General features: G+C 72.8%; 22 protein-coding genes and 1 riboswitch. Of the genes, 12 read left to right on the top strand and 10 right to left on the bottom strand.

Annotated features, from left to right (window positions below; translation table 11 throughout):
- Positions 1-48: 48 nt before the first annotated feature.
- The 3 genes from ACFWBF_RS32280 to ACFWBF_RS32270 are packed head-to-tail and all read right to left on the bottom strand — an operon-like array spanning position 49 to position 3,603.
- Positions 49-699, bottom strand: coding sequence for a TetR/AcrR family transcriptional regulator (locus ACFWBF_RS32280; protein ID WP_385608140.1), 651 nt, complete (start codon positions 697-699; stop codon positions 49-51).
- A gap of 29 nt (positions 700-728) precedes the next feature.
- Complete coding sequence (locus ACFWBF_RS32275; RefSeq protein WP_385608139.1) at positions 729-2,816, bottom strand: YhgE/Pip family protein; 2,088 nt, start codon at positions 2,814-2,816, stop codon at positions 729-731.
- A complete protein-coding gene (locus ACFWBF_RS32270) occupies positions 2,788-3,603 on the bottom strand; it encodes an ATP-binding cassette domain-containing protein (RefSeq protein WP_385608138.1) in 816 nt (271 codons plus the stop codon). Before ACFWBF_RS32270 ends, ACFWBF_RS32275 begins: the two co-directional genes overlap by 29 nt.
- 217 nt (positions 3,604-3,820) lie before the next feature.
- Between ACFWBF_RS32270 and ACFWBF_RS32265 the strand changes: the two genes are divergently transcribed.
- The 5 genes from ACFWBF_RS32265 (at position 3,821) to ACFWBF_RS32245 (ending at position 8,001) form a co-directional block, all read left to right on the top strand.
- A complete protein-coding gene (locus ACFWBF_RS32265; RefSeq protein WP_385608136.1) occupies positions 3,821-4,339 on the top strand; it encodes an SAV_6107 family HEPN domain-containing protein in 519 nt (172 codons plus the stop codon).
- A 73-nt stretch (positions 4,340-4,412) separates the two neighbouring features.
- A complete protein-coding gene (locus ACFWBF_RS32260) occupies positions 4,413-5,171 on the top strand; it encodes a methyltransferase (protein WP_385608135.1) in 759 nt (252 codons plus the stop codon).
- Between the two features lie 261 nt (positions 5,172-5,432).
- Positions 5,433-5,834 (top strand): DUF3040 domain-containing protein, encoded by a 402-nt coding sequence (locus ACFWBF_RS32255; protein ID WP_215015059.1) that lies wholly within the window; start codon positions 5,433-5,435, stop codon positions 5,832-5,834.
- A gap of 83 nt (positions 5,835-5,917) precedes the next feature.
- Positions 5,918-6,544 carry a DUF4126 domain-containing protein gene (locus tag ACFWBF_RS32250; RefSeq protein ID WP_385608133.1) on the top strand — a complete coding sequence of 209 codons (627 nt, stop codon included), beginning with the start codon at positions 5,918-5,920 and terminating at the stop codon, positions 6,542-6,544.
- 32 nt (positions 6,545-6,576) lie between these two features.
- Entirely contained in the window at positions 6,577-8,001 is a 1,425-nt protein-coding gene (locus ACFWBF_RS32245; RefSeq protein ID WP_385608132.1) for a phytoene desaturase family protein, read from the top strand.
- Here ACFWBF_RS32245 and ACFWBF_RS32240 read toward each other — a convergent pair.
- The 5 genes from ACFWBF_RS32240 to ACFWBF_RS32220 form a co-directional block, all read right to left on the bottom strand.
- On the bottom strand, positions 7,995-8,927 hold the full coding sequence (locus tag ACFWBF_RS32240) for a hypothetical protein (RefSeq protein WP_385608131.1): 933 nt from the start codon (positions 8,925-8,927) through the stop codon (positions 7,995-7,997). The genes ACFWBF_RS32245 and ACFWBF_RS32240 overlap by 7 nt on opposite strands.
- A gap of 51 nt (positions 8,928-8,978) precedes the next feature.
- The gene (metF, locus tag ACFWBF_RS32235) at positions 8,979-9,893 is read right to left on the bottom strand and encodes a methylenetetrahydrofolate reductase [NAD(P)H] (protein ID WP_385608129.1); all 915 of its coding nucleotides are present in this window, start codon (positions 9,891-9,893) and stop codon (positions 8,979-8,981) included.
- A gap of 69 nt (positions 9,894-9,962) precedes the next feature.
- Positions 9,963-10,613, bottom strand: a complete 651-nt coding sequence (thiE, locus tag ACFWBF_RS32230; protein WP_385608127.1) for a thiamine phosphate synthase — start codon at positions 10,611-10,613, stop codon at positions 9,963-9,965.
- Between the two features lie 107 nt (positions 10,614-10,720).
- Entirely contained in the window at positions 10,721-11,086 is a 366-nt protein-coding gene (locus tag ACFWBF_RS32225) for an Rv2175c family DNA-binding protein (protein WP_385223039.1), read from the bottom strand.
- Positions 11,087-11,230: 144 nt separating this feature from the next.
- Positions 11,231-12,451 carry an NAD(P)/FAD-dependent oxidoreductase gene (locus tag ACFWBF_RS32220; RefSeq protein ID WP_385608126.1) on the bottom strand — a complete coding sequence of 407 codons (1,221 nt, stop codon included), beginning with the start codon at positions 12,449-12,451 and terminating at the stop codon, positions 11,231-11,233.
- 89 nt (positions 12,452-12,540) lie between these two features.
- Positions 12,541-12,653, top strand: a riboswitch (TPP riboswitch).
- Between ACFWBF_RS32220 and thiO the strand changes: the two genes are divergently transcribed.
- The 6 genes from thiO (at position 12,651) to ACFWBF_RS32190 (ending at position 18,305) form a co-directional block, all read left to right on the top strand.
- The gene (gene thiO / locus ACFWBF_RS32215) at positions 12,651-13,832 is read left to right on the top strand and encodes a glycine oxidase ThiO (RefSeq protein ID WP_385608124.1); all 1,182 of its coding nucleotides are present in this window, start codon (positions 12,651-12,653) and stop codon (positions 13,830-13,832) included. Its footprint overlaps the riboswitch before it by 3 nt.
- The gene (thiS, locus tag ACFWBF_RS32210) at positions 13,829-14,041 is read left to right on the top strand and encodes a sulfur carrier protein ThiS (protein ID WP_385608122.1); all 213 of its coding nucleotides are present in this window, start codon (positions 13,829-13,831) and stop codon (positions 14,039-14,041) included. Before thiO ends, thiS begins: the two co-directional genes overlap by 4 nt.
- 5 nt (positions 14,042-14,046) lie before the next feature.
- A complete protein-coding gene (locus ACFWBF_RS32205; protein ID WP_385608120.1) occupies positions 14,047-14,841 on the top strand; it encodes a thiazole synthase in 795 nt (264 codons plus the stop codon).
- A gap of 98 nt (positions 14,842-14,939) precedes the next feature.
- Positions 14,940-16,856 (top strand): Stk1 family PASTA domain-containing Ser/Thr kinase, encoded by a 1,917-nt coding sequence (gene pknB / locus ACFWBF_RS32200; protein ID WP_385608118.1) that lies wholly within the window; start codon positions 14,940-14,942, stop codon positions 16,854-16,856.
- 9 nt (positions 16,857-16,865) lie between these two features.
- Positions 16,866-17,723, top strand: a complete 858-nt coding sequence (locus ACFWBF_RS32195; protein ID WP_385608153.1) for a deoxyribonuclease IV — start codon at positions 16,866-16,868, stop codon at positions 17,721-17,723.
- 84 nt (positions 17,724-17,807) lie between these two features.
- Entirely contained in the window at positions 17,808-18,305 is a 498-nt protein-coding gene (locus ACFWBF_RS32190) for a DUF4396 domain-containing protein (protein ID WP_385608116.1), read from the top strand.
- Positions 18,306-18,325: 20 nt separating this feature from the next.
- Here ACFWBF_RS32190 and ACFWBF_RS32185 read toward each other — a convergent pair whose 3' ends face one another.
- Complete coding sequence (locus tag ACFWBF_RS32185) at positions 18,326-18,958, bottom strand: sulfite oxidase-like oxidoreductase (protein ID WP_385608115.1); 633 nt, start codon at positions 18,956-18,958, stop codon at positions 18,326-18,328.
- A 173-nt stretch (positions 18,959-19,131) separates the two neighbouring features.
- Between ACFWBF_RS32185 and bfr the strand changes: the two genes are divergently transcribed.
- Positions 19,132-19,608, top strand: a complete 477-nt coding sequence (bfr, locus tag ACFWBF_RS32180; protein WP_385608113.1) for a bacterioferritin — start codon at positions 19,132-19,134, stop codon at positions 19,606-19,608.
- 6 nt (positions 19,609-19,614) lie between these two features.
- Here bfr and ACFWBF_RS32175 read toward each other — a convergent pair whose 3' ends face one another.
- The gene (locus ACFWBF_RS32175) at positions 19,615-19,914 is read right to left on the bottom strand and encodes a bacterioferritin-associated ferredoxin (RefSeq protein ID WP_385608111.1); all 300 of its coding nucleotides are present in this window, start codon (positions 19,912-19,914) and stop codon (positions 19,615-19,617) included.
- Positions 19,915-20,006: the final 92 nt, after the last annotated feature.

Below are 20,006 nucleotides of genomic sequence, written 5' to 3'. Positions count from 1 at the left end.
TTCTACGCCGCCGGGCCGCCGCACGGCACCGCCGATCGGGGTACGGCGTCAGCGGGTCCCGCTGACCCGCCCCCGCAGCAGCAGCGACAGCGCCGAGTGCACGTCGTCCAGGGACCGCTCGCTCTGGAACGACTGCCAGTCGAGGGCGGCCACGAGCACCATCCCCACCAGCGCGGCCGCGGTCAGCGGCACGTCGATCTCCGCGCTCAGCTCACCGCGCTCGACGCCCTCCCGCAGCACCGTCTCCACGACGGCCACCGCCTCCCGGCGTACCACCATCAGCGTGGACTGCCAGGTCCGGTTGGTCCGCCACAGCTCGGCGACGTACAGCTGGGTGAAGGCCGGGTAGCGGTCGATGAAGACGAGGCCGGCCCGGATCATCGCGTCCAGCGCCTCGACGCGGCTGCCGCCGCGTGCCTGCGTCTCCTGTTCGGCCGTCCGCAGGGACGCCGTGAGCAGGCCGACGCCGTGCCGCAGCAGCTCCTCGAACAGGTCGTTCTTGCTGGCGAAGTTGTAGTAGACGGTGCCCTTGGCGACGCCCGCCCGCTCGGCGATCTCCTCGACCGTCGTCGCGGAGAAACCCTGCTCCGCGATGAGGGTGACGGCCGCTTCGTAGAGCTTCTGCCTGGTGGCCTGTCGGCGGCCGCCGCCGCTTCCGCTGCTCGCGGCGGCCGCCGTGCCGGTGCTGCTGCTTTCCATGGCGCTGATTCTCACAGGTCAACAGGTCCTTACAGGCTCAGTTCCGGGTGCAGCCGGTCCATCGTCCACACCTGCTTGCCGCGGGCGGCGAGCGCGGTGAGCGCCAGGGCGCCCACCGTGAAGGCCGTCAGGACGGCGCAGCCCTGCCAGACCGGGGTGAGGTCGCCGCCGGTGATGAGGCGGCGCAGGCTCTCCACGACGTACGACATCGGCAGGTACGGGTGGATGGCGTTGAAGAAGCCGGGGCTGGTCTGTACGGGGTACGTGCCGCCCGCCGAGGTCAGCTGGAGCATCAGGACGGCCAGGACCAGGATCCGCCCGGCCGCGCCGAACTTGGCGTTGAGCCACTGGACGATGGCCGCGAAGCAGCCGGTGACCAGCATCAGGAACCCGATGGTGAGGGCCGGACGGGCCATCTCCAGGCCGAGGCCCCAGTGCAGTACGGACATCAGCGCGCCCACCTGGAGGATGCCGAGGCCCGCCACGGGAAGCCAACCGGCGAAGGCGATCCGCCAGGGCGAGGCGCCCGCCGCCAGGGCCCGCCGGTTCAGCGGGGCGATCAGCATGTAGGCGACCATCGCGCCGACCCACAGGGAGAGCGGGATGAAGTACGGGGCGAAGCCGGTGCCGTAGTTGGGCGCCTTGTGCAGGGACTGGTTCGCGAGCTGGACCGGGTCGGCCATGACCTGGGTGCGGGCCTCGCGCTGCTGCTGGTCGTAGTCGGGGATCTTGCCGACGCCGTCGTGCAGGCCGTCGGCGAGATCACGGTTGCCGTCGACGAGCTTGTACATGCCGCCGTCGAGGCGGTGCGCGCCGTCGCCGAGCTTGCCGACGCCGTCGCCGAGGGCGGCGGAGCCGGAGGAGGCGGAGCCGATCCCGGCGTGCAGCTGGACCATGCCGGTGGCGACCTTGTGGGCACCGGTGTTGAGGGCGTTGGCCTGGGTGACGGCCGATTCGAGGTCGCCGGAGAGGCCGGGGGCCATGGCGGCGAGCTTGCGGGCGTCCTTCTCCAGTTCGGCGAGCTGCTCCTTGAGCTTGGCCAGGTCGCCGCCGGAGTCCTTGACCAGGGACTCGACGTCACCGGAGAGCTCGGCGGCCTCGGCGGTGCCGTCCTTGACCCTCTTCAGGTCGGGGCAGGTCGCGGGCAGCGGCTTGGTGGCGGGGGTGACGCACGTGCGGGTGTAGACGTCGGCGGCCAGGGCCGCGGCCTGCTTGCCGACCCGGGCGGCGGCCGGGGCCTTCTTGGCGAAGGTGTCGAGGTGGTTGTTGACGACCTTGGCGGTGTCGGCGACCAGCTCGGCGCTGTCGGCGATCTGCTTGGGGTTCTCGACGAGGGGCTTGGCCTTGGCGGCGGCGCGGTTGACCACGTCGGCGACGATCTGGGTGCCGTTGGCGACGTTCCTCGTCCCGCTCTCCAGCTGTCCGGCGGCCGAGTTGAGCTTCTTGAGTCCGCCGGTGAGCTCGCCGTTCTTCTCCTCGGCCGTGTCGAGGCCGTCGGCGAGGGCCTCGGCGCCCTGCTGGGCCTCGCCGGCGCCGTCCTTGAGCTTGTCGGCGCCGTCGGCGGCCTCGGCGGTCTTGTCGTGCAGGTCGGAGAAGGAGACGAAGATCTTGTCGAGGAAGCCGCGGGAGGCGTTGGTGGACGCCGCCGAGCGGACCTCGGAGAAGACGGTGCGCGAGATCGAGCCGACGATGTAGTTGTTGGCGTCGTTGGTGCGGACCTGGAGGGCTCCGGTGGCGGGGTCCGCGCCGGAGCTGGAGGCGATCTTCGCGCTGAAGTCGGCGGGCATGGTGAGGGACAGGTAGTAGGTGCCGTCCTCCAGCCCCTTCGCCGCCTCCTCGGCGCTCACCTCGCGCCAGTCGAAGGTCTTGCTGGCGTGGAGCTTGCGGGTTATCTCATCGCCGGCGTCGATCTTCTTGCCGTCCACGGTGGCGCCCTGGTCGGAGTTGACGAGGGCGACGGGAACCTTGTCGAGGCGGCTGTACGGGTCCCAGAAGGACCACAGGTACAGCGCTCCGTAGAGCAGCGGCAGCAGGAGCAGCGCGACGAGAGCGGCTCGGGGCAGCTTCCCCCGCCCGAACCGCTTCAGCTCAAGCGCGGCCAGCTTCGGCGAGCGCATCGTCCGCCCCCTTCGTGTCTTCGTCAGTGGTGGTGGTGTCGTCGGCTTCGTTCTTCTCGTCCGCGTCCGCGTCCGCGTCCGCTTCCGCTTCCGCGGGAGCCGTCCGCAGGACCGTCACGTCCTCGGGGGCCTCGCTGCACACCGCGAGGACGGTGGTCCCGGCGGCGGCGATGGAGCGGAGCAGGGCCCAGGCTTCGGCGCGCTCGGCGTCCGACAGCTTGAGGTCGAGGTCGTCCACGGCCAGCAGCCGGGGCGACCCCAGCAGGGCGATGGCCACCGACAGCCGTACGGATTCCAGGCGCTCCAGGTCCCGTACGGAGGTGCGCGGGCCCTTGGGCAGGGTGGCCAGGTCCAGTCCGGCGGCGGCCAGCGCGGCGTCGATCCGGGCCTCGCCGGCGGCGCGGCGCTCGGTGCGCCGGCCCAGCAGGGCGCGGAACGGGCCGTCGTAGCGGCGCTGGAGCAGCGCGCCCTCGCGCAGCTGCTCGGCGACGGTGAGGGCCTGGTCGAGGTCGTTGACCCCGGGGACCGGCCCGAGTGCGCTGATGCGGCGGGCGGCGGCCATCTTCTTCGGCAGCGGGTGGCGGCCGATCTCGGCGCGGCCCTCGGTGGGCTTCATCCGCCCGGTGAGGGCGAGGAGGAGGCAGGTCCGACCGCTGCCGGAAGGGCCTTCGACCGCGATGAGCGATCCGGGCGCCGCGTCGATCCCGATGCCCCGGAAGACCCAGCCGCGCGGGCCCTTGAGTCCGAAGTCCGCGGCTTTGACGGACGCGCCGTGCGGGCTGTCCACGCCATCCCCCTCTTTTTTGAACTGACCGGTCAGTTCAAAAACTACCACCTTCGGAGACATCCGGCGCGCGCAGGGGGGTAGTTGTCGCGAATGCGCAGGTCAGCGCGATTGTCAGTGGGGGCCGTCACGATGAATGCACGGACCGGCACAGCGCCGGGCCCCGCACCGCCACCGCACCACGCAGGAGCGCCTCGCGCGCATCGACAGGAGGTTCGTCATGGCCACACCGTCCCCGTCCCCTGTCCACCCCGTCCCGCGGAAGTCGGCGGCCCCTCCGGCCGCCCTCGACCTGCTCGCCAAGGCCCGCAGCGGCCTGGCCGAAGCCGCCCGGCTGACCCGGCCCAACGAGCAGTACGCCACCGCCCATCTCGCCGCCCTGCGCACCGCCGCGGCCGTACTCGCCGCGCGCGGGCGCCCCGAGCCGGTGAGCCCGCGGCGGCGGCCCCGGATCCGCAGCGCGTGGGAGGTGCTCCCGGAGATAGCGCCCGAACTGGCCGAGTGGAGCGCGCTCTTCGCTTCCGGCGCGGCCCGCCGGGCCCGGGCCGAGGCGGGCATGGCGGATGCGGCGACCGCGCGGGACGCGGACGATCTGGTGCGCGCCGTCTCGATGTTCCTGCGCCTGGTGGAGCGGATGCTGGAACTCCACCCGCCAGCCGCTCAAGGTCTGCCGCAGACCCTGCCGCAGGTCCCGCCACAGCCGCGCCCGGAGCACCCGGAGCACCCGGACGCGGGATGAGCTGCCCGGCGGCCCGAGGCAATAGGGTGGGGCGGAGACCGCTTTCCCGTACCGCGCCGAGGAGCCAACAGTCGTGTCGGACACTTCCCGCCCCCGTGCCTCCCTTCGCACCGCCGTGGTGTGGGAGGTCCTCAAGGAGGCGCTCGACCGCCGGGTGAAGGCGACCGGGCGGGATGTGCTGGACGTGCTCGACACCGGCGGCGGCACCGGCAACTTCGCCGTGCCGGTGGCCCGCCTGGGCCACCGGGTCACCGTGGTCGACCCCAGCCCGAACGCGCTGTTCGGGCTGGAGCGCCGGGTCTCCGAGGCCGGCGTGGCCGACCTGGTGCGCGGCGTACAGGGCGATGCCCAGGGCCTGCTCGATGTCGTCGAGCGCGAGTCGTACGACGTGGTGCTGTGCCACGGCGTGCTGGAGTACGTGGACGAACCGGCCGAGGGCGTGGCCAACGCGGTGGCGGCCCTGCGCCCCGGCGGCATCCTCAGCCTGCTGGCCGCCGGGCTCGGCGGGGCCGTGCTGGCGCGCGCGCTGGCCGGGCACTTCGTCGAGGCCCGTACGGCGCTCACCGACCCGGCGGGCCGCTGGGGCTCCGGCGACCCGGCGGGCCGCCGCTTCACCGCCGAACAGCTCGGCGAGCTGGTCGGCGGAGCGGGCCTGGAGGTCGGCGCGGTGCACGGCGTACGGATCTTCGCCGACCTGGTCCCCGGGGTCCTGGTGGACACCGAGCCGGGCGCGGTCGAGGCCCTGCTCCGCCTGGAAGAGGCCGCCGCCGAGCTGCCCGCCTTCCACGCGGTCGCCACGCAGCTGCACGTCCTGGGCGAGAAGCCCGCCTGATCTGCGGAGCTTCCCGGCACGGGGTCGGCCACACACCCTCCGAACCGCCGCCCGGCCCCGTATGATCGGGGGCAGTGACCGGCATGCCGGACGGATCATTGGGGAATAACGCCCCAGTGGCCGCTCGCACGGCGGTACGGTTTCGCGCAGCGATTGATGAAAGTGGCGTAGAGGGCGGGTATCACGGGGGCGATTCCCCGCCTATCCTGAAGGGGACCCCTGGTCGCTACCCCCCGCGACCGACGGATGAGGAGGACTCCCGTGCCGCTCTCGGAGCACGAGCAGCGCATGCTCGAGCAGATGGAGCGAGCGCTGTACGCCGAAGATCCCAAGTTCGCGACAGCGCTTGAGGGAAGCGGACTGCGTACGTACACCCGGCGACGGGTCTACCAGGCAGTCGCGGGCATTGTGGTGGGTATCGCGCTCCTCATGACCGGTGTGATCGTGCCGAACGTGCTCTGGATCAGCGTGGTGGGTTTCCTCGTCATGCTGGGCTGCACCGTTCTCGTGGTCACCGGTTGGCGCAAGGCACCCAAGCCCGGTGAGCAGCCCGCCTCCGGCAGTGCAGGCGGTTCGGCCCACGGCCAGAACCGGCAGCGTCGGTCGATGATGACCCGCATCGAGGAGCGGTGGCAGCGCCGCCGCGACGAACAGGGGCAGTAGACCCCGCTCGGAACACGGAACACAGGTGAGGGGATGGCCGCCGTATGGCGGTCATCCCCTCACCTTTCCGTCATGATGAGCCGGTGAGTGTGCTCCCCCTGGTCTTCACCAGCGGCTGGGCCAGCGGGATCAACGCCTACGCCGTGGTCCTGCTGCTCGGCATCTTCGGCGCGACCGGTGTGACCGACGAGGTCCCGGCATCGCTGCAACGCACCGACGTGCTGATCGTCGCGGGCGTGCTGTTCCTCTGCGAGGCGGTGGCCGACAAGATCCCGTACGTGGACTCGCTCTGGGACGGCGTCCACACCGTGATCCGCCCGGTGGCCGGCGCGGTGGTCGGCGCACTGCTGGCCGGGCAGAGCGGCTCGCTCTCCGACATCGCCGCCGGAGCCGTCGGCGGCTCCACCGCCCTGGCCAGCCATTTCGTCAAGGCCGGCACCCGGATGGCGATCAACACCTCGCCCGAGCCCTTCACCAACATCGCGATGAGCACCGCCGAGGACCTCGGGGTGGCCGGGATCGTCACCTTCGCGATGTTCAACCCGCAGGCCGCCGCGATCATCGCTGCCGTGCTGCTGGCCATCGGTCTGGCGCTGCTGATCTACCTGTGGAGCAGGATCCGCCGCTTCCTGCGCCGGCGTGCCCAGCGCCGCGAGGAGAAACGGCTGTCCGCCGAGGCGCGGGCGGCCGCCGCGGCACCGCCCCGCTGAGCTGCCCGTCAGCGCTCGATAGGCTCAGCCGCATGGCACGAATTGCGGTGATCGGCGCCGGCATGGGCGCGATGGCGACGGCGGCCCGGCTGGCCGTGGCGGGGCACCGGGTGACGGTGTACGAGCGCGGAACGACGTACGGGGGCGCGGTCGGCCGCTTCGAGCGCGACGGCTTCGCCTTCGACACCGGCCCCGGACTGCTGCACCTGCCCGCCGTCTACCGCGACCTGTTCGTCAAGACCGGCAAGCGGCCCCTGGAGGACTGCGCCGAGCTGGTCCAGGTGGATCCGGCCGTCCGGCACGTCCTCGCCGACGGCCGCGAGGTCACCCTCCCCAACGCCTCGCGCGGCGCGGCCGCCGCCGTCCTCGACCAGGCTTTCGGGCCCGGCGCCGGGGAGCGCTGGAGCGCGGTGCTGGGCCGCGCCAGGGACGCCTGGGACGCCACCCGCCGCCCCCTGCTGGAGGAGCCGCTGCGCCCCGACTGGCAGGTGCTGGGCCGCGACCCGTACCCCGCGGTGCGGGGGAGCGGTCTGCTGCGCAGGCGGCCGCCCACGCTGGCCGAGGTGGCCGGGCGCGAGCTGGGCGGGGACGGTCTCGGGGAGCTGCTGACCGGCCGCGTCCGCGCGTACGGGGTCGATCCGGCGACCGCGCCGGCCGCGGCGGCCGTGCTCCCGTACATGGAGCAGACCTTCGGCAGCTGGTACGTGCGCGGCGGGCTGCGGGCGCTGGCCACCGCCGTGTACGAGCGGTGCCTGGAACGGAAGGTCGCCTTCGTCTTCGGCGCGGAGGGGGACGTACGGGAAGTTCTCGCGCGCGGCGGCCGGGCGGCCGGACTGCGGCTGGCCGACGGCACCGAGGCGGAGGCCGACTTCGTCGTGTGCGGCGTGGACCCCCGGCAGCTGGGGGTGGAGTCGGCGCCCGGCGGCGTCCCGGCCCGCGGGGCCGGCACGGCAAGCCGCGTCACCCTGTTCCTCGCCCTGCGCGGCGCCCGCCCCGCGGACGCCGTGCACCGGACGCTGGTGCACTCCCCCGGGCCGCTGGTCACCGTGCTGCGCCCCGACGACCCGGCGACCCGGCCCGACGCGGACCACGAGGCGGTCACCGTGAGCGCCGTCTGCGCCCCCGTGCCGGCGGCCGGCGCCCCCGGGGCCGGGGAGCTGCTGGTCCTCGCCGAGCGGGCCGTACCGGGCCTGCGGGAGCGGCTGCTGTGGCACGAGGTGCGCACCCCCGCCGACGTCGAGGCGGCCACGGGCGCCCTCGGCGGGTCGGTCCCCCCGCCGGCTCTCGCGGGGGCCGGCGGCCGTGGCCTCTACCCCGCCAACTCCACGGCCCTGCCCGGCCTGTACCTCGCGGGCGGCTGGGCGCACCCCGGTGGCGGGCTGGCGCACGCCGGGATGACGGGGGCCCTGGTGTCCGGGCTCATCGTGGAGGGCGCGGAGTTCCGCGGTTCTCAGTAGCGGTACTGCTCGTACTCGCCGGTGTACGGGTACCCCTGCTGCGGCTGCCGGCCCGGCTCCTGCTCGGGGTAGGGCCGGCCGTACTCGTCGGTGGACCGCTGCTGCGGGACCCAGACCCCGCCGGGCGGGGTGTCCATGGAGTACTGCTGTTGCTGCGCGGCCGCGTACGGGTCGGGGGTGTACTCGGCGTAGGGGGCGTAGTCGTACGGCTGCTGCGGGGCGACGCCGCCGCCGGTGCCGATGTACGGGTCCGAGTAGGCGGCGTAGACCTGCTGTTCGCCGCCCGCCTGGTAGCCGGCGCTGTAGTCGTACCCGCCCTGGCCCTGGGGGTCGTGGTACGCGGCGTACTGGTGGGAGTCCTGCTCGGCCGTGGTGAACGGCGAGGCGAAGGCCGCCGTGTCGGCGGCCGGGGCGAAGCTCTGGATCCCGTACGACCCGGTGTCCTCGGGCAGCGGCTGCGGGCTGTAGAACTCCCGGCCCCCGGCGGACGGGGCGTCGTCCGAGGGGTTCGATGCGTCGGGGGCGCCGGTGGCCTGCTGCTCGGCCGCGGATCCGTCCTGGGGCGCGTCCTCGGACCCGTACTCGAGCGCGGTGACCCGCAGCGCGGGCTGCGGACGCGGACCGCCCGCGGCCCGGCGCCGCCGGGTCGGCGGCGCCGCGACGGGCACACCGCCGCGGCGCAGCGCCCAGCCGGCCTCGAAGCCCTTGCGGAAGGAGAGCGTCACCAGGATCTGGCCCATGGCGAACGCGGCCGCGCCGGCCGCGATGACGAGCACGGACGGCAGCACCACGCCCGCGACGACGCCGAGGAAGCCGGCGAAGGCGAGCAGGCGCCAGCGCAGCCGGGCCTTGTACTGCATCAGGACCTCGGCAAGCAGCCACAACGCGACGAAACCGAACGCGATGTAGAGGACCGTCATTCCCATGCATGGCCCCTCTCGGTACGGCGGACCGCCCAGGAAACGGGGGCCGGCCGATCAGGCCCGCTGGTGCAGACCCAGATTCTCGTAGATCTCGAGAGTCGCCGTGGAATTGTTCAGCGTGATGAAGTGCAGCCCCGGGACACCCTCGGACAGCAGCCGCGCGCAGAACTCCGTGGCGAACTCGATGCCAATGGAGCGTACAGCGGCCGGATCGTCCTTGACGGCGAGCATGCGTTCTTTCACGTCTGCGGGGAAGACTGCGTTGCTGAGTTGTGGCAGCCGGTCGAGCTGCTTGATGGCCACAACAGGCATGACCTCGGGGATGATCGGGGTTTCGCAGCCCGCCTTTTCGGCGCTGTCGCGCAGCCGCAGATAATTCTGCGGATCGAAGAACATCTGGGTGATCGCATAGTCGGCGCCCGCACGGCACTTGTCCACGAAGTGCCGGATGTCCGTGTCCCAGTCGTCGGAGCGCGGGTGCATCTCGGGGAAGGCCGCGACGCCGACGCAGAAGTCACCCGACTCCTTGACCAGGCGCACCAGGTCGGCGGCGTAGTGGACACCCTCGGGGTGCGCCACCCACTCGCCCATCGGGTCGCCCGGCGGGTCTCCGCGCACGACGAGCATGTTCCGGATGCCTGCGTCGGCGAACTGGCCGATCACATTGCGCAGCTCGGCGACCGAGTGGTCCACGGCGGTGAGGTGCGCGACCGGGGTCAGGGTGGTGTCGGAGGCGATCTGCTCGGTCGCCCGGACGGTGCCGCCGCGGGTGGAGCCGCCGGCTCCGTACGTGACGGAGACGAAGCTCGGGGACACCGCCTCGACCCGGCGCAGCGCGTTCCAGAGGTTGCGCTCGCCCTTCTCCGTCTTGGGGGCCCAGAACTCGAAGGAGTAGGAGCGCCCGGACGCGAGGAGGTCGCGGACCGTGTGTGCGCGATCCGACCAGGTGGAGGAGGTGCCAAGGGCCATACGGGCAGGTTAGACGCGGCCTGGCGGACACCGAAGCCCGGTCCATCCCTTGGACACGTTTTTGGACACTCAGCCACTGACGCGGGCGCGGACCCGCTTGGCGAGGTCGGCCGCGGCCGCGCCCGGGTCGGAGGCCTCGGTGAGGGCGCGGACGACGACGACACGGGTGGCGCCGGCGTCGAGGACCTCGTCCAGATTCGTACCGTCGATCCCGCCGATGGCGAACCAGGGCCGGTCCTGCGCCAGCGAGGCGGTGTACCGGACGAGGTCGAGGCCGGGGGCGTGCCGTCCGGGCTTGGTGGGGGTCGGCCAGCAGGGGCCGGTGCAGAAGTAGTCCACGCCCGGCTCGGCGACGGCGGCATCGACCTCGGACTGCGCGTGGCAGGACCGGCCGATCAGCACGGCCGGGCCGAGGACGGCGCGGGCGGCGGGGACGGGGATGTCGCCCTGACCGAGGTGCAGTACGTCGGAGTCGATGGCGTGCGCGACGTCGGCGCGGTCGTTGACCGCGAGCAGCCTGCCGTGCCGGCGGGCCGCGTCCGCGAAGACCTGGAGGTGCTCCAGCTCCTCGCCGGCCTCCATGCCCTTGTCGCGGAGCTGGACGATGTCCACGCCGCCGGCGAGGACCGCGTCGAGGAACTCGGGGAGGTCGCCCTGCCGCTTGCGGGCGTCCGTGCACAGATAGAGCCGCGCGTCGGACAGCTGGGCGTTCGCGGACATGGGTACCCCCGGGTGGTAAGCGGTACGCGGTGTACGGGCGGACGGCGCAGCCGCCCGGCCCGTACACCGCGGTTGGATCGTGTCTCAGCTCGGAGCGCTCGGAGCGCTCAGAGGGCGAGCGCCTGAGCGCGGCGCTTCACCTCCGTGCCGCGATTCTCGCTCAGCGCCTGGGCGGGGGTGCCGGGCAGGGTCGGGTCCGCGGTGAACATCCACTCCAGGATCTCCGCGTCGGAGAAGCCGTCGTCGCGGAGCACGGTCAGCAGGCCGACCAGGCCCTTGACGACCTTGTCGCCGTCGATGAAGGGAGCGGGTACCTGCAGGGAGCGGTTCTCGCCGCGGCGCACGGCGAGCAGCTGACCTTCCTTGACCATCTGGCGGACCCGGGTCACTTCGATGTCGAGCATCTCCGCGATGTCGGGGAGGTAGAGCCAGGCGGGGACAAGGGCGTCGATCTTTGCGTCAATCTCGGTCACGGGCACAAGCCTGCCATCTCGGACTCGCCCCCGGTACCCGAGCCGCCCCGTCCGGGTTCCCCCGGCTCTCTCCCGGCCCTGTCCCGGCCCTCTCACGGCCCTCTCCCGGCCCACTCACGGCCCCTCGCGGCTCCTTCCGGGTGACTACGCGGTCGCCGACTTGAGGGGGACGGCGGGGTCGGCGACCTTGGCCGGGTCGACCGGGGTCGCCGATTCGATCAGCTTGCGGCCCTGGGCCAGGTCGCGCGGGCGGCCCACCGCCAGCACCGCCACCAGCGCGCCCTCCCGTACCCAGCACACCGACCACGCCGGCTCCGCCGGATCGCCGCGCCACAGCATCGCGTCGGCCCCGGCGTGGTGGCCGGCGTACTGCACGAACCGCCCGAACTGCTCCGACCAGAAATACGGCACCGGGTCGTAGACCCGTACGGGCTCCCCGGCCAGGATGTTCGCCGCGACGACCCGGGGGCCCTGCAGCGCGTTGTCCCAGTGATGCACGAGCAGCCGGGCCCCGTACCGCCCCGACGGGAAGGACGCGCAGTCGCCGACCGCGTACACCCCGGGCAGGGAGGTCCGCAGGTGGGCGTCCGCCGTCACCGAGCCGTCCGCGCCCCGCTCGATGCCCGACCCCGCCAGCCACGCCGTCGCCGGCCGGGCGCCGATGCCCACGACCACCGCGCCGGCCGCCAGCTCCCGGCCGTCCGCGAGCAGCACCCGGCCGGACTCCACGGAGGCCACCTTCGCGCCGGTGACCAGTTCGGCCCCGGCCTGCGCGTACCAGTGCGCCATCGGGGCCGCGACCTCGGCCGGCAGCGCTCCCGCGAGGACCCGGTCGGCCGCCTCCACCACGGTCACGGCGCAGCCCGCCTCGCGCGCGGCCGTGGCGAACTCGGCGCCGATCCAGCCCGCCCCGACGACGACGATCGCCGGCGCCGAGGCCAGTACGGGCTTCAGCCGGGCCGCGTCGTCCAGGGTGCGCAGCAGGTGCACCCCGGGGACGCCCTCCGTGCCGGGCAGGGTCACCGGTTCGGCGCCGGTCGCCAGCACGAGCACCCCGTACGGGACCGGGCCCCTCTCGGTGTCGAGCAGGCGCTCGGCGGCCCGCAGCCCGGTGACCGTCGTCCCCAGCCGCAGCTCGATGCCGAGCGCCTCGAAGTCGATGTCGAACGCCGAGTCCTCGGCCTTGCCGAGCAGCACCGCCTTGGAGAGCGGGGGCCGGTCGTAGGGCTGGTGGGGCTCGGCGCCCAGCAGGGTGACGGGGCCGGTGAAGCCCTGTTCGCGCAGGGCAACCGCCGTCTGCACCCCCGCCATTCCGGCGCCCACTATGACGACGCCGCTGTCAGTCTCTTCCGTCTGGTCGCTCACGCCGCCCACATTAGGGGGTGTCTCGCCGATCGGGCCGGGTCAGGGAGGCAGCCTTACCCGGCCGTCGGCGGCGGGGTTAGTCTGGCCACCGTACCTATCGCGGGAGTCCGGGCGCACCGGGCTGAGAGGGAGGCTGGCCGGCCTCCGACCGTACGAACCTGATCCGGGTCATGCCGGCGAAGGGAGGGGCTGGACGCCCATGCACTCATCTCGAAGAAGCCCGGAACCGGGATACGACGTCCTCGTCATCGGGGGCGGGATCATCGGCCTCGTCACGGCCTGGCGGGCGGCCGGTACGGGTCTGCGCACCGCGCTCGCCGATCCGGCGCCCGGCGGCGGCGCCGCCCAGGTCGCGGCGGGCATGCTCGCCGCCGTCACCGAGCTCCACTACGGCGAGGAGACCCTGCTCGGGCTGAACCTCGCCTCGGCCGCCCGCTATCCGCAGTTCGCCGCCGAACTCGCCGACGCGAGCGGCGGGCTGGACATCGGCTACCGGGCCTGCGGGACCCTCGCCGTGGCGCTCGACGCGGACGACCGCCTCCACCTGCGCGAGCTGCACGCACTGCAGCGCCGCTGCGGGCTGGAGTCGCAGTGGCTGACCGGGCGCGAGTGCCGCCGCCTGGAGCCGATGCTGGCCCCCGGTGTCCGCGGCGGACTGCGCGTGGACGGGGACCACCAGGTGGACCCGCGCCGGCTGGCGGCGGCGCTGCTGGCCGCCTGCGAGCGGGCCGGCGTGAGCATCCACCGGGCGGCCGCGGAGCGACTGCTCACCGCCGCCGACCGGGCCCGCGGGGCGCGGCTCGACGACGGTACGGAGCTGCTCGCCGACCAGGTGGTGCTGGCCGCGGGGTCGCTCAGCGGCCGGCTCGCGGGCGTACCGCCGCAGGTGGTGGCTCCCGTACGGCCGGTCAAGGGCCAGGTGCTGCGCCTGACCGTGCCGGCCGCCCATGCGCCGTTCCTGTCGCGGACCGTACGCGCCGTCGTGCGGGGCAGCCACGTCTACCTGGTCCCGCGCGAGAACGGCGAGCTGGTCATCGGCGCCACCAGCGAGGAACTCGGCTGGGACACCACCGTCACCGCCGGCGGGGTCTACGAGCTCCTGCGCGACGCCCACGAGCTGGTGCCCGGCATCACCGAACTCCCGCTCACCGAGACCCGGGCGGGGCTGCGGCCGGGCTCGCCCGACAACGCGCCGCTGCTCGGTCCGACCGAACTGCCGGGCCTGCACCTGGCCACCGGGCACTACCGCAACGGGGTGCTGCTGACCCCGCTCACCGGGGACGTCATGGCGGAGCTGCTGACCACCGGCGAACTGCCGGAGATCGCGCGCCCCTTCACCCCGCGCCGTTTCGCCCTCACGCCCCAGGAGTCGTACGCATGACCATCTCCGTCTCCGTCTCGGTCAACGGCGAGGCGCGCCAGGTCGCCGCCGGGACCACGCTCGACACGGTGGTCGCCGCCCTGACCACCGCCCCGTCCGGGGTCGCGGCCGCGCTCAACGAGACCGTGGTGCCGCGCGGGCAGTGGCCCGCCACACCGGTGGGCGACGGCGACCGGGTCGAGATCCTCACCGCGGTCCAGGGGGGTTGAGCGGCATGGCTGACGACGCTTTCCTGCTGGGCGGCCGCACCTTCTCCTCCCGCCTGATCATGGGTACGGGCGGGGCCCCGAGCCTGGACGTCCTGGAACGGGCACTGATCGCCTCCGGTACGGAGCTGACCACGGTGGCGATGCGCCGCCTGGACCCCACGGTCCAGGGATCCGTCCTCTCCGTCCTCGCGAAGCTGGACATCGCGGTCCTGCCGAACACCGCGGGCTGTTTCACGGCGGGCGAGGCCGTGCTGACGGCTCGGCTGGCGCGGGAAGCGCTGGGTACGGACTGGGTCAAACTGGAGGTCGTCGCGGACGAGCGGACGCTCCTGCCGGACGGGGTCGAGCTGCTGGACGCGGCGGAGATCCTGGTCGACGAGGGCTTCACGGTGCTGCCGTACACGAACGACGACCCGGTCCTCGCCCGCAAGCTGGAGGACGTGGGCTGCGCGGCGATCATGCCGCTCGGGTCTCCCATCGGCTCGGGGATGGGGATCCGCAATCCGCACAACTTCGAGCTGATCGTGGAGCGGGCCGGTGTTCCGGTGATCCTGGACGCCGGGGCCGGGACGGCGTCGGACGCCGCCCTGGCGATGGAGCTGGGGTGTGCGGGGGTCATGCTGGCCTCGGCCGTCACCCGGGCCCAGGTCCCCGTGCTGATGGCGGCGGCCATGCGGGACGCCGTCTCGGCGGGGCGGCTGGCGCACCGCGCGGGCCGCATTCCCCAGCGCCGTTTCGCGGCCGCCTCGTCCCCGACGGAGGGCCGCGCCGCCCTCGACCCGGAGCGCCCGGCGTTCTGACCCCGGCGGGGCCCGCGGCGGGGCCCGGACGTCACAGCTGAGCTGCAAGCCGGACCGCCCGGACCGAGGCGGTGCGACGCGCTCGTAGAATCGGCCGGGTGGATACGACCCTGGATGACCCCCTCGTCGGGCGCGTGCTCGACGGCCGCTACCGCATCGACGCCCGCATCGCGGCCGGCGGCATGGCCACGGTCTACCGGGCCGTCGACACCCGCCTGGACCGCGTCCTCGCGCTGAAGGTCATGCATCCGGCCCTCGCCGCCGACGCCGCCTTCGTCGACCGGTTCATCCGGGAGGCCAAGTCCGTCGCCCGCCTCGCCCACCCCAACGTGGTGGCCGTCTTCGACCAGGGCACGGACGGCCCGTACACGTACCTCGCCATGGAGTACGTCTCCGGCTGCACCCTGCGCGACGTGCTCCGCGAGCGCGGCGCGCTCCAGCCGCGCGCCGCGCTCGACATCCTCGAGCCCGTCCTCGCCGCGCTCGGCGCCGCGCACCGGGCCGGGTTCGTGCACCGGGACATGAAGCCCGAGAACGTCCTGATCGGCGACGACGGCCGGGTCAAGGTGGCCGACTTCGGGCTGGTCCGGTCCGTGGACTCCGTCACCCACACCACGGGCTCCGTCCTCGGCACCGTCTCCTACCTCGCCCCCGAGCAGATCGAGAACGGCGTCACCGACACCCGCGTGGACGTCTACGCCTGCGGTGTCGTGCTGTACGAGATGCTGACGGGCACCAAGCCGCACACCGGCGGCTCCCCCGCCCAGGTGCTCTTCCAGCACCTCAACGAGGACGTCCCGCCCCCGTCGGCCGCCGTCCCCGGGCTGCCCGTCGCCCTCGATCAGCTCGTCTCGACCGCGACCGCCCGCAAGCCCGAGCTGCGCCCGTACGACGCCGCCGCCCTCCTCGGCCTGGCCATGGACGCCCGCGTCCAGCTCAGCGACGCCGAGCTGGACGCCGTACCGCCGCAGGCGCGGGCCGAGGAGCGGACGGCCACCGAGGACCGCACCAGCGTGATCCCCCGCGCGGTGGGGGACCGGCACCAGCCCGTGCACCACACGTCCCGGCTGGCGGTGCCGCCGGCCCAGGACCTGCCGCTGGCCCCGGCCTCGCGCGGGCAGCGCCGCCCCCGCCGCGGCACGCTGCTCGTCATTGCGGGCGTCCTGCTCGCCCTCGGTCTCGGCACGGGCGTCTGGTACGTCAGTGCCGGTCAGTTCACCAAGGTCCCCAATCTGCTCGGCAAGACCGAGGAGCAGGCCAAGGCCCAGCTGTCCGCCTCGGGCCTGGGCGTCAAACGGGTCGACCGGAAGTTCAGCGACGCCTTCGACCGCGGGACGGTGATGAACACCGATCCCCCGGGCGGCAAGCGCATCCGCGGCAACGGCGCGGTGGTGCTCACCGTCTCCCGCGGTCCCCAGGTCATCTCGGTGCCCGATCTCAAGGGCAAGCCGCTGGAGGCGGCCAGGGCCGAGCTGACGGCGGCCGGGCTGGCCCCCGGGATCGTCACGCAGGCCTTCAGCCAGGACGTCGCCCAGGGCTCGGTGATCGGCTCCGACCCGGCGGGCGGCCAGAAGCGCGCCCCCGACACGGCGGTCTCGCTCGTGGTCAGCAAGGGCCGGCCGGTGCCGGTCCCGAACGTGACCGGCAAGCCCGTGGACCAGGCCCGCGCGGCCCTGGAGGGCCTCGGCCTGAAGGTGGCCACGGCCCCCGAGCAGGTCAATTCCCCCTCCCCCGCGGGTACGGTCGCCGGCCAGTCGGTCGGCGCCGGCACCCAGGCCGCCACCGGTGACACGGTGACGCTGACCGTGTCCAAGGGCCCGCGCCAGCTGCCGGTGCCGGACGTGACCGGCCAGGACGTGGACGCGGCCCGCAAGGCGCTGGAGGCGGCGGGCTTCAAGGTGAGGGTGGACCGGCCCTTCCTCTCCTTCAGCAACACCGTGGACTCCCAGTCGGTACCGGGCGGCCAGAACGCCCCCGAGGGCGCCGCCATCACCATCAGGACCAAGGGGCTGTAAGCGCACGTGATACGCAATCCAGTGGGCGGGCACGTCCCCGTCGCCGGCGGCCTCGCCTCGGTCGGGCTGACGTACGCCCGCGAGATGGGCGCCGAGGCCGTGCAGGTCTTCGTCGCCAATCCGCGCGGCTGGGCCACCCCGGTCGGCAATCCGGCGCAGGACGAGCTGTTCCGTGAGCAGTGCGCGGCCGGGTCCGTGCCGGCGTACGTGCACGCCCCGTACCTGATCAACTTCGGCTCGCACACCGAGGCGACGGTGGAGAATTCGGTGGAGTCGCTGCGGCACTCGCTGCGCCGGGGCCGGGAGATCGGGGCGCTCGGGGTGGTCGTGCACACCGGCTCGGCGACCGGCGGCCGGCCGCGCGAGGCGGCGTACGCGCAGGTCAGGGAGCACATGCTGCCGCTGCTGGACGAGCTGACGCACGAGGACGACCCGTTCCTGCTGCTGGAGTCCACGGCGGGGCAGGGGTCCTCGCTGTGCTCGCGGACCTGGGACTTCGGCCCGTACTTCGAGGCGCTCGACCACCACCCGAAGCTCGGGATCTGCCTGGACACGTGCCACATCTTCGCGGCGGGGCACGACCTGGCGGAGCCGGGCGGGGCGCAGCGGACGCTGGACCTGCTGGTGGAGGCGGTGGGCGAGGGCCGGCTGAAGCTGGTGCACGCGAACGACTCCAAGGAGGGCGTGGGCGCCCACAAGGACCGGCACGCGAACATCGGCCAGGGCCACATCGGGCGGGAGGCCTTCGCCGAGCTGTTCACGCATCCGGCGATGGAGGGCGTCCCGCTGATCATCGAGACACCGGGCGGCAAGGAAGGGCACGCGGCGGACGTGGCCCTGCTGAAGGAGCTGCGCGACCTCCGGTGACCCGTTGAGGAATACCCCTGGGGGGTATACGGTTCCGTCAAGTCGACGGAACCGCCATCCGGCGTTTCCCCTCAGGGGGCAGTCATGGATCACGAGCAGCACGAGCAGCACGAGCAGCACGAGCAGCACCGGCACGCCGCCGCCGGGGTCAGCTGGGCCATGGCCGCGCGGGCCACCCTGCACTGCCTCACCGGATGCGCCATCGGCGAAGTGCTCGGCATGATCGTCGGCACCGCGCTGGGCTGGGGGAACCTCCCCACGACGATCCTCGCGATCGTCCTGGCGTTCCTCTTCGGTTACGCCCTCACCCTGCGCGGGATCCTGGCGGCCGGGGTGGACCTGCGTACGGCCGTCCGGGTGGCGCTGGCGGCGGACACCCTTTCGATCGCCGTCATGGAGCTGATCGACAACGGCGTGATCGCCGCGTGGCCGGGCGCGATGGACGCGCAGCTCTCGGAGCCGCTGTTCTGGATCGCGCTCGCGGTCTCACTCGCGCTCGCGTTCGTCGTCACGACCCCGGTCAACAAGTGGATGATCGGCCGCGGCAAGGGCCACGCGGTCGTCCACCGGTACCACCACTGAGCCCGGGCCGAGCCGAGGGCTCAGAGCTCGGGGCCTTCCCCCGGTTCCTCCTGGTACGAGTAGCGCTGCTCGCGCCAGGGGTCGCCGATGTTGTGGTAGCCCCGCTCCTCCCAGAAGCCCCGCCGGTCGGCGGTCATGTACTCGATGCCCCGGACCCACTTGGGGCCCTTCCAGGCGTACAGGTGCGGGACCACGAGCCGCACCGGGAAACCGTGCTCGGCGGTGAGCAGTTCACCGCCCTGGTGGGTGGCGAAGAGGGCCCGCTCCGAAGCGAAGTCGGCCAGCCGCATGTTGGAGCTGAAGCCGTACTCGGCCCAGACCATGACGTGGGTGGCCTGCGGGGACGGCGGTGCGAGGTCGAGGATCCCGCGGGTGAGCACACCACCCCACTCGGCACCCGTCATGCTGAACTTCGTCACGCAGTGCAGGTCCGCCACGACCGAGTCGAACGGCAGGGCCGTGAACTCCTCGTGGTTCCAGCAGTGCTTCTCGCCGTCGGCCGTCGCGCCGAAGACCCGGAACTCCCAGCGGTCCGGCTTGAACTTGGGTACGGGCCCGTAATGGGTGACCGGCCAGCCCCTCTGCAACCGCTGCCCGGGAGGGAGCTCCAGCTGCTCTGACCCCGGAGATTCCCGGCTTTCCGGCTGACCCATGGCTCCATGGTGACAGACGTGCCGGGGTGGTCGTGACCAGCTTCGGCCCGATTCGGGCAAGTCACGGTAACTCCCACTAAGGAGGTACTTACTGGACTGTCACTGGCGGCGGTGCAAGGATGCGCGCAATCTGCCCCGTCACTAGCTGACACTGCCTGGAAGGAGCCTCTGCGATGCAGGGCGACCCCGAGGTCCTTGAGTTTCTGAACGAGCAGCTGACCGGCGAACTCACGGCGATCAACCAGTACTGGCTCCACTACCGGATCCAGGACAACAAGGGTTGGACCAAGCTCGCCAAGTACACGCGTGAAGAGTCCATCGATGAGATGAAGCACGCGGACAAGATCACCGAGCGCATCCTGATGCTCGACGGCCTGCCGAACTACCAGCGCCTCTTCCACGTGCGCGTCGGCCAGACCCTGACGGAGATGTTCCAGGCGGACCGGCAGGTCGAGGTCGAGGCGATCGACCGCCTCAAGCGGGGCATCGAGGTCATGCGCGGCAAGGGCGACGTCACCTCGGCGCGGCTGTTCGAGGAGATCCTGGAGGACGAGGAGCACCACATCGACTACCTCGACACCCAGCTGGAACTCATCGCGAGCATCGGCGAAGCCCTCTACATCGCGCAGCTCATCGAGCAGCCCAGCTAGCAGGGACTAGGCGGCCTCGGCGAGCGCCGGCTCCGGCTCCGCGGCCAGCGGGTCGGCGGCGAGCACGGCCGCCGCATTGCCCGACTCCAGCAGTTCCCGGCGCGGGCAGGCCCCGCGGCCGAGGAGGCCCTGGATGGTGCGCACGCAGGAGCCGCAGTCGGTGCCGGCCTTGGTGGCCGAGGCGATCTGCCGGGGGGTGCAGGCCCCGGCGGCCGCGTGGTCCTCGACCTGCTTGTCGGTGATCCCGAAGCAAGAGCAGACGTACACGCGGTTCACCTCCCTGAGCGGAATGGTCGTGCGAGCCATCCCCTATTCGGTGAGGCTTACCTAACCGTACCCAAACTCAGGCTTCCCCAAAAGACCCGGATACGGCGATGGGGCGCGGATCACATCGATCC

It is taken from the genome of Streptomyces sp. NPDC060028 (genome assembly GCF_042736725.1).
In the GTDB taxonomy this organism is placed as follows: domain Bacteria; phylum Actinomycetota; class Actinomycetes; order Streptomycetales; family Streptomycetaceae; genus Streptomyces.
Note: the sequence above shows the minus strand (reverse complement) of the source record. Positions and strands in the feature narration are given on the sequence as shown.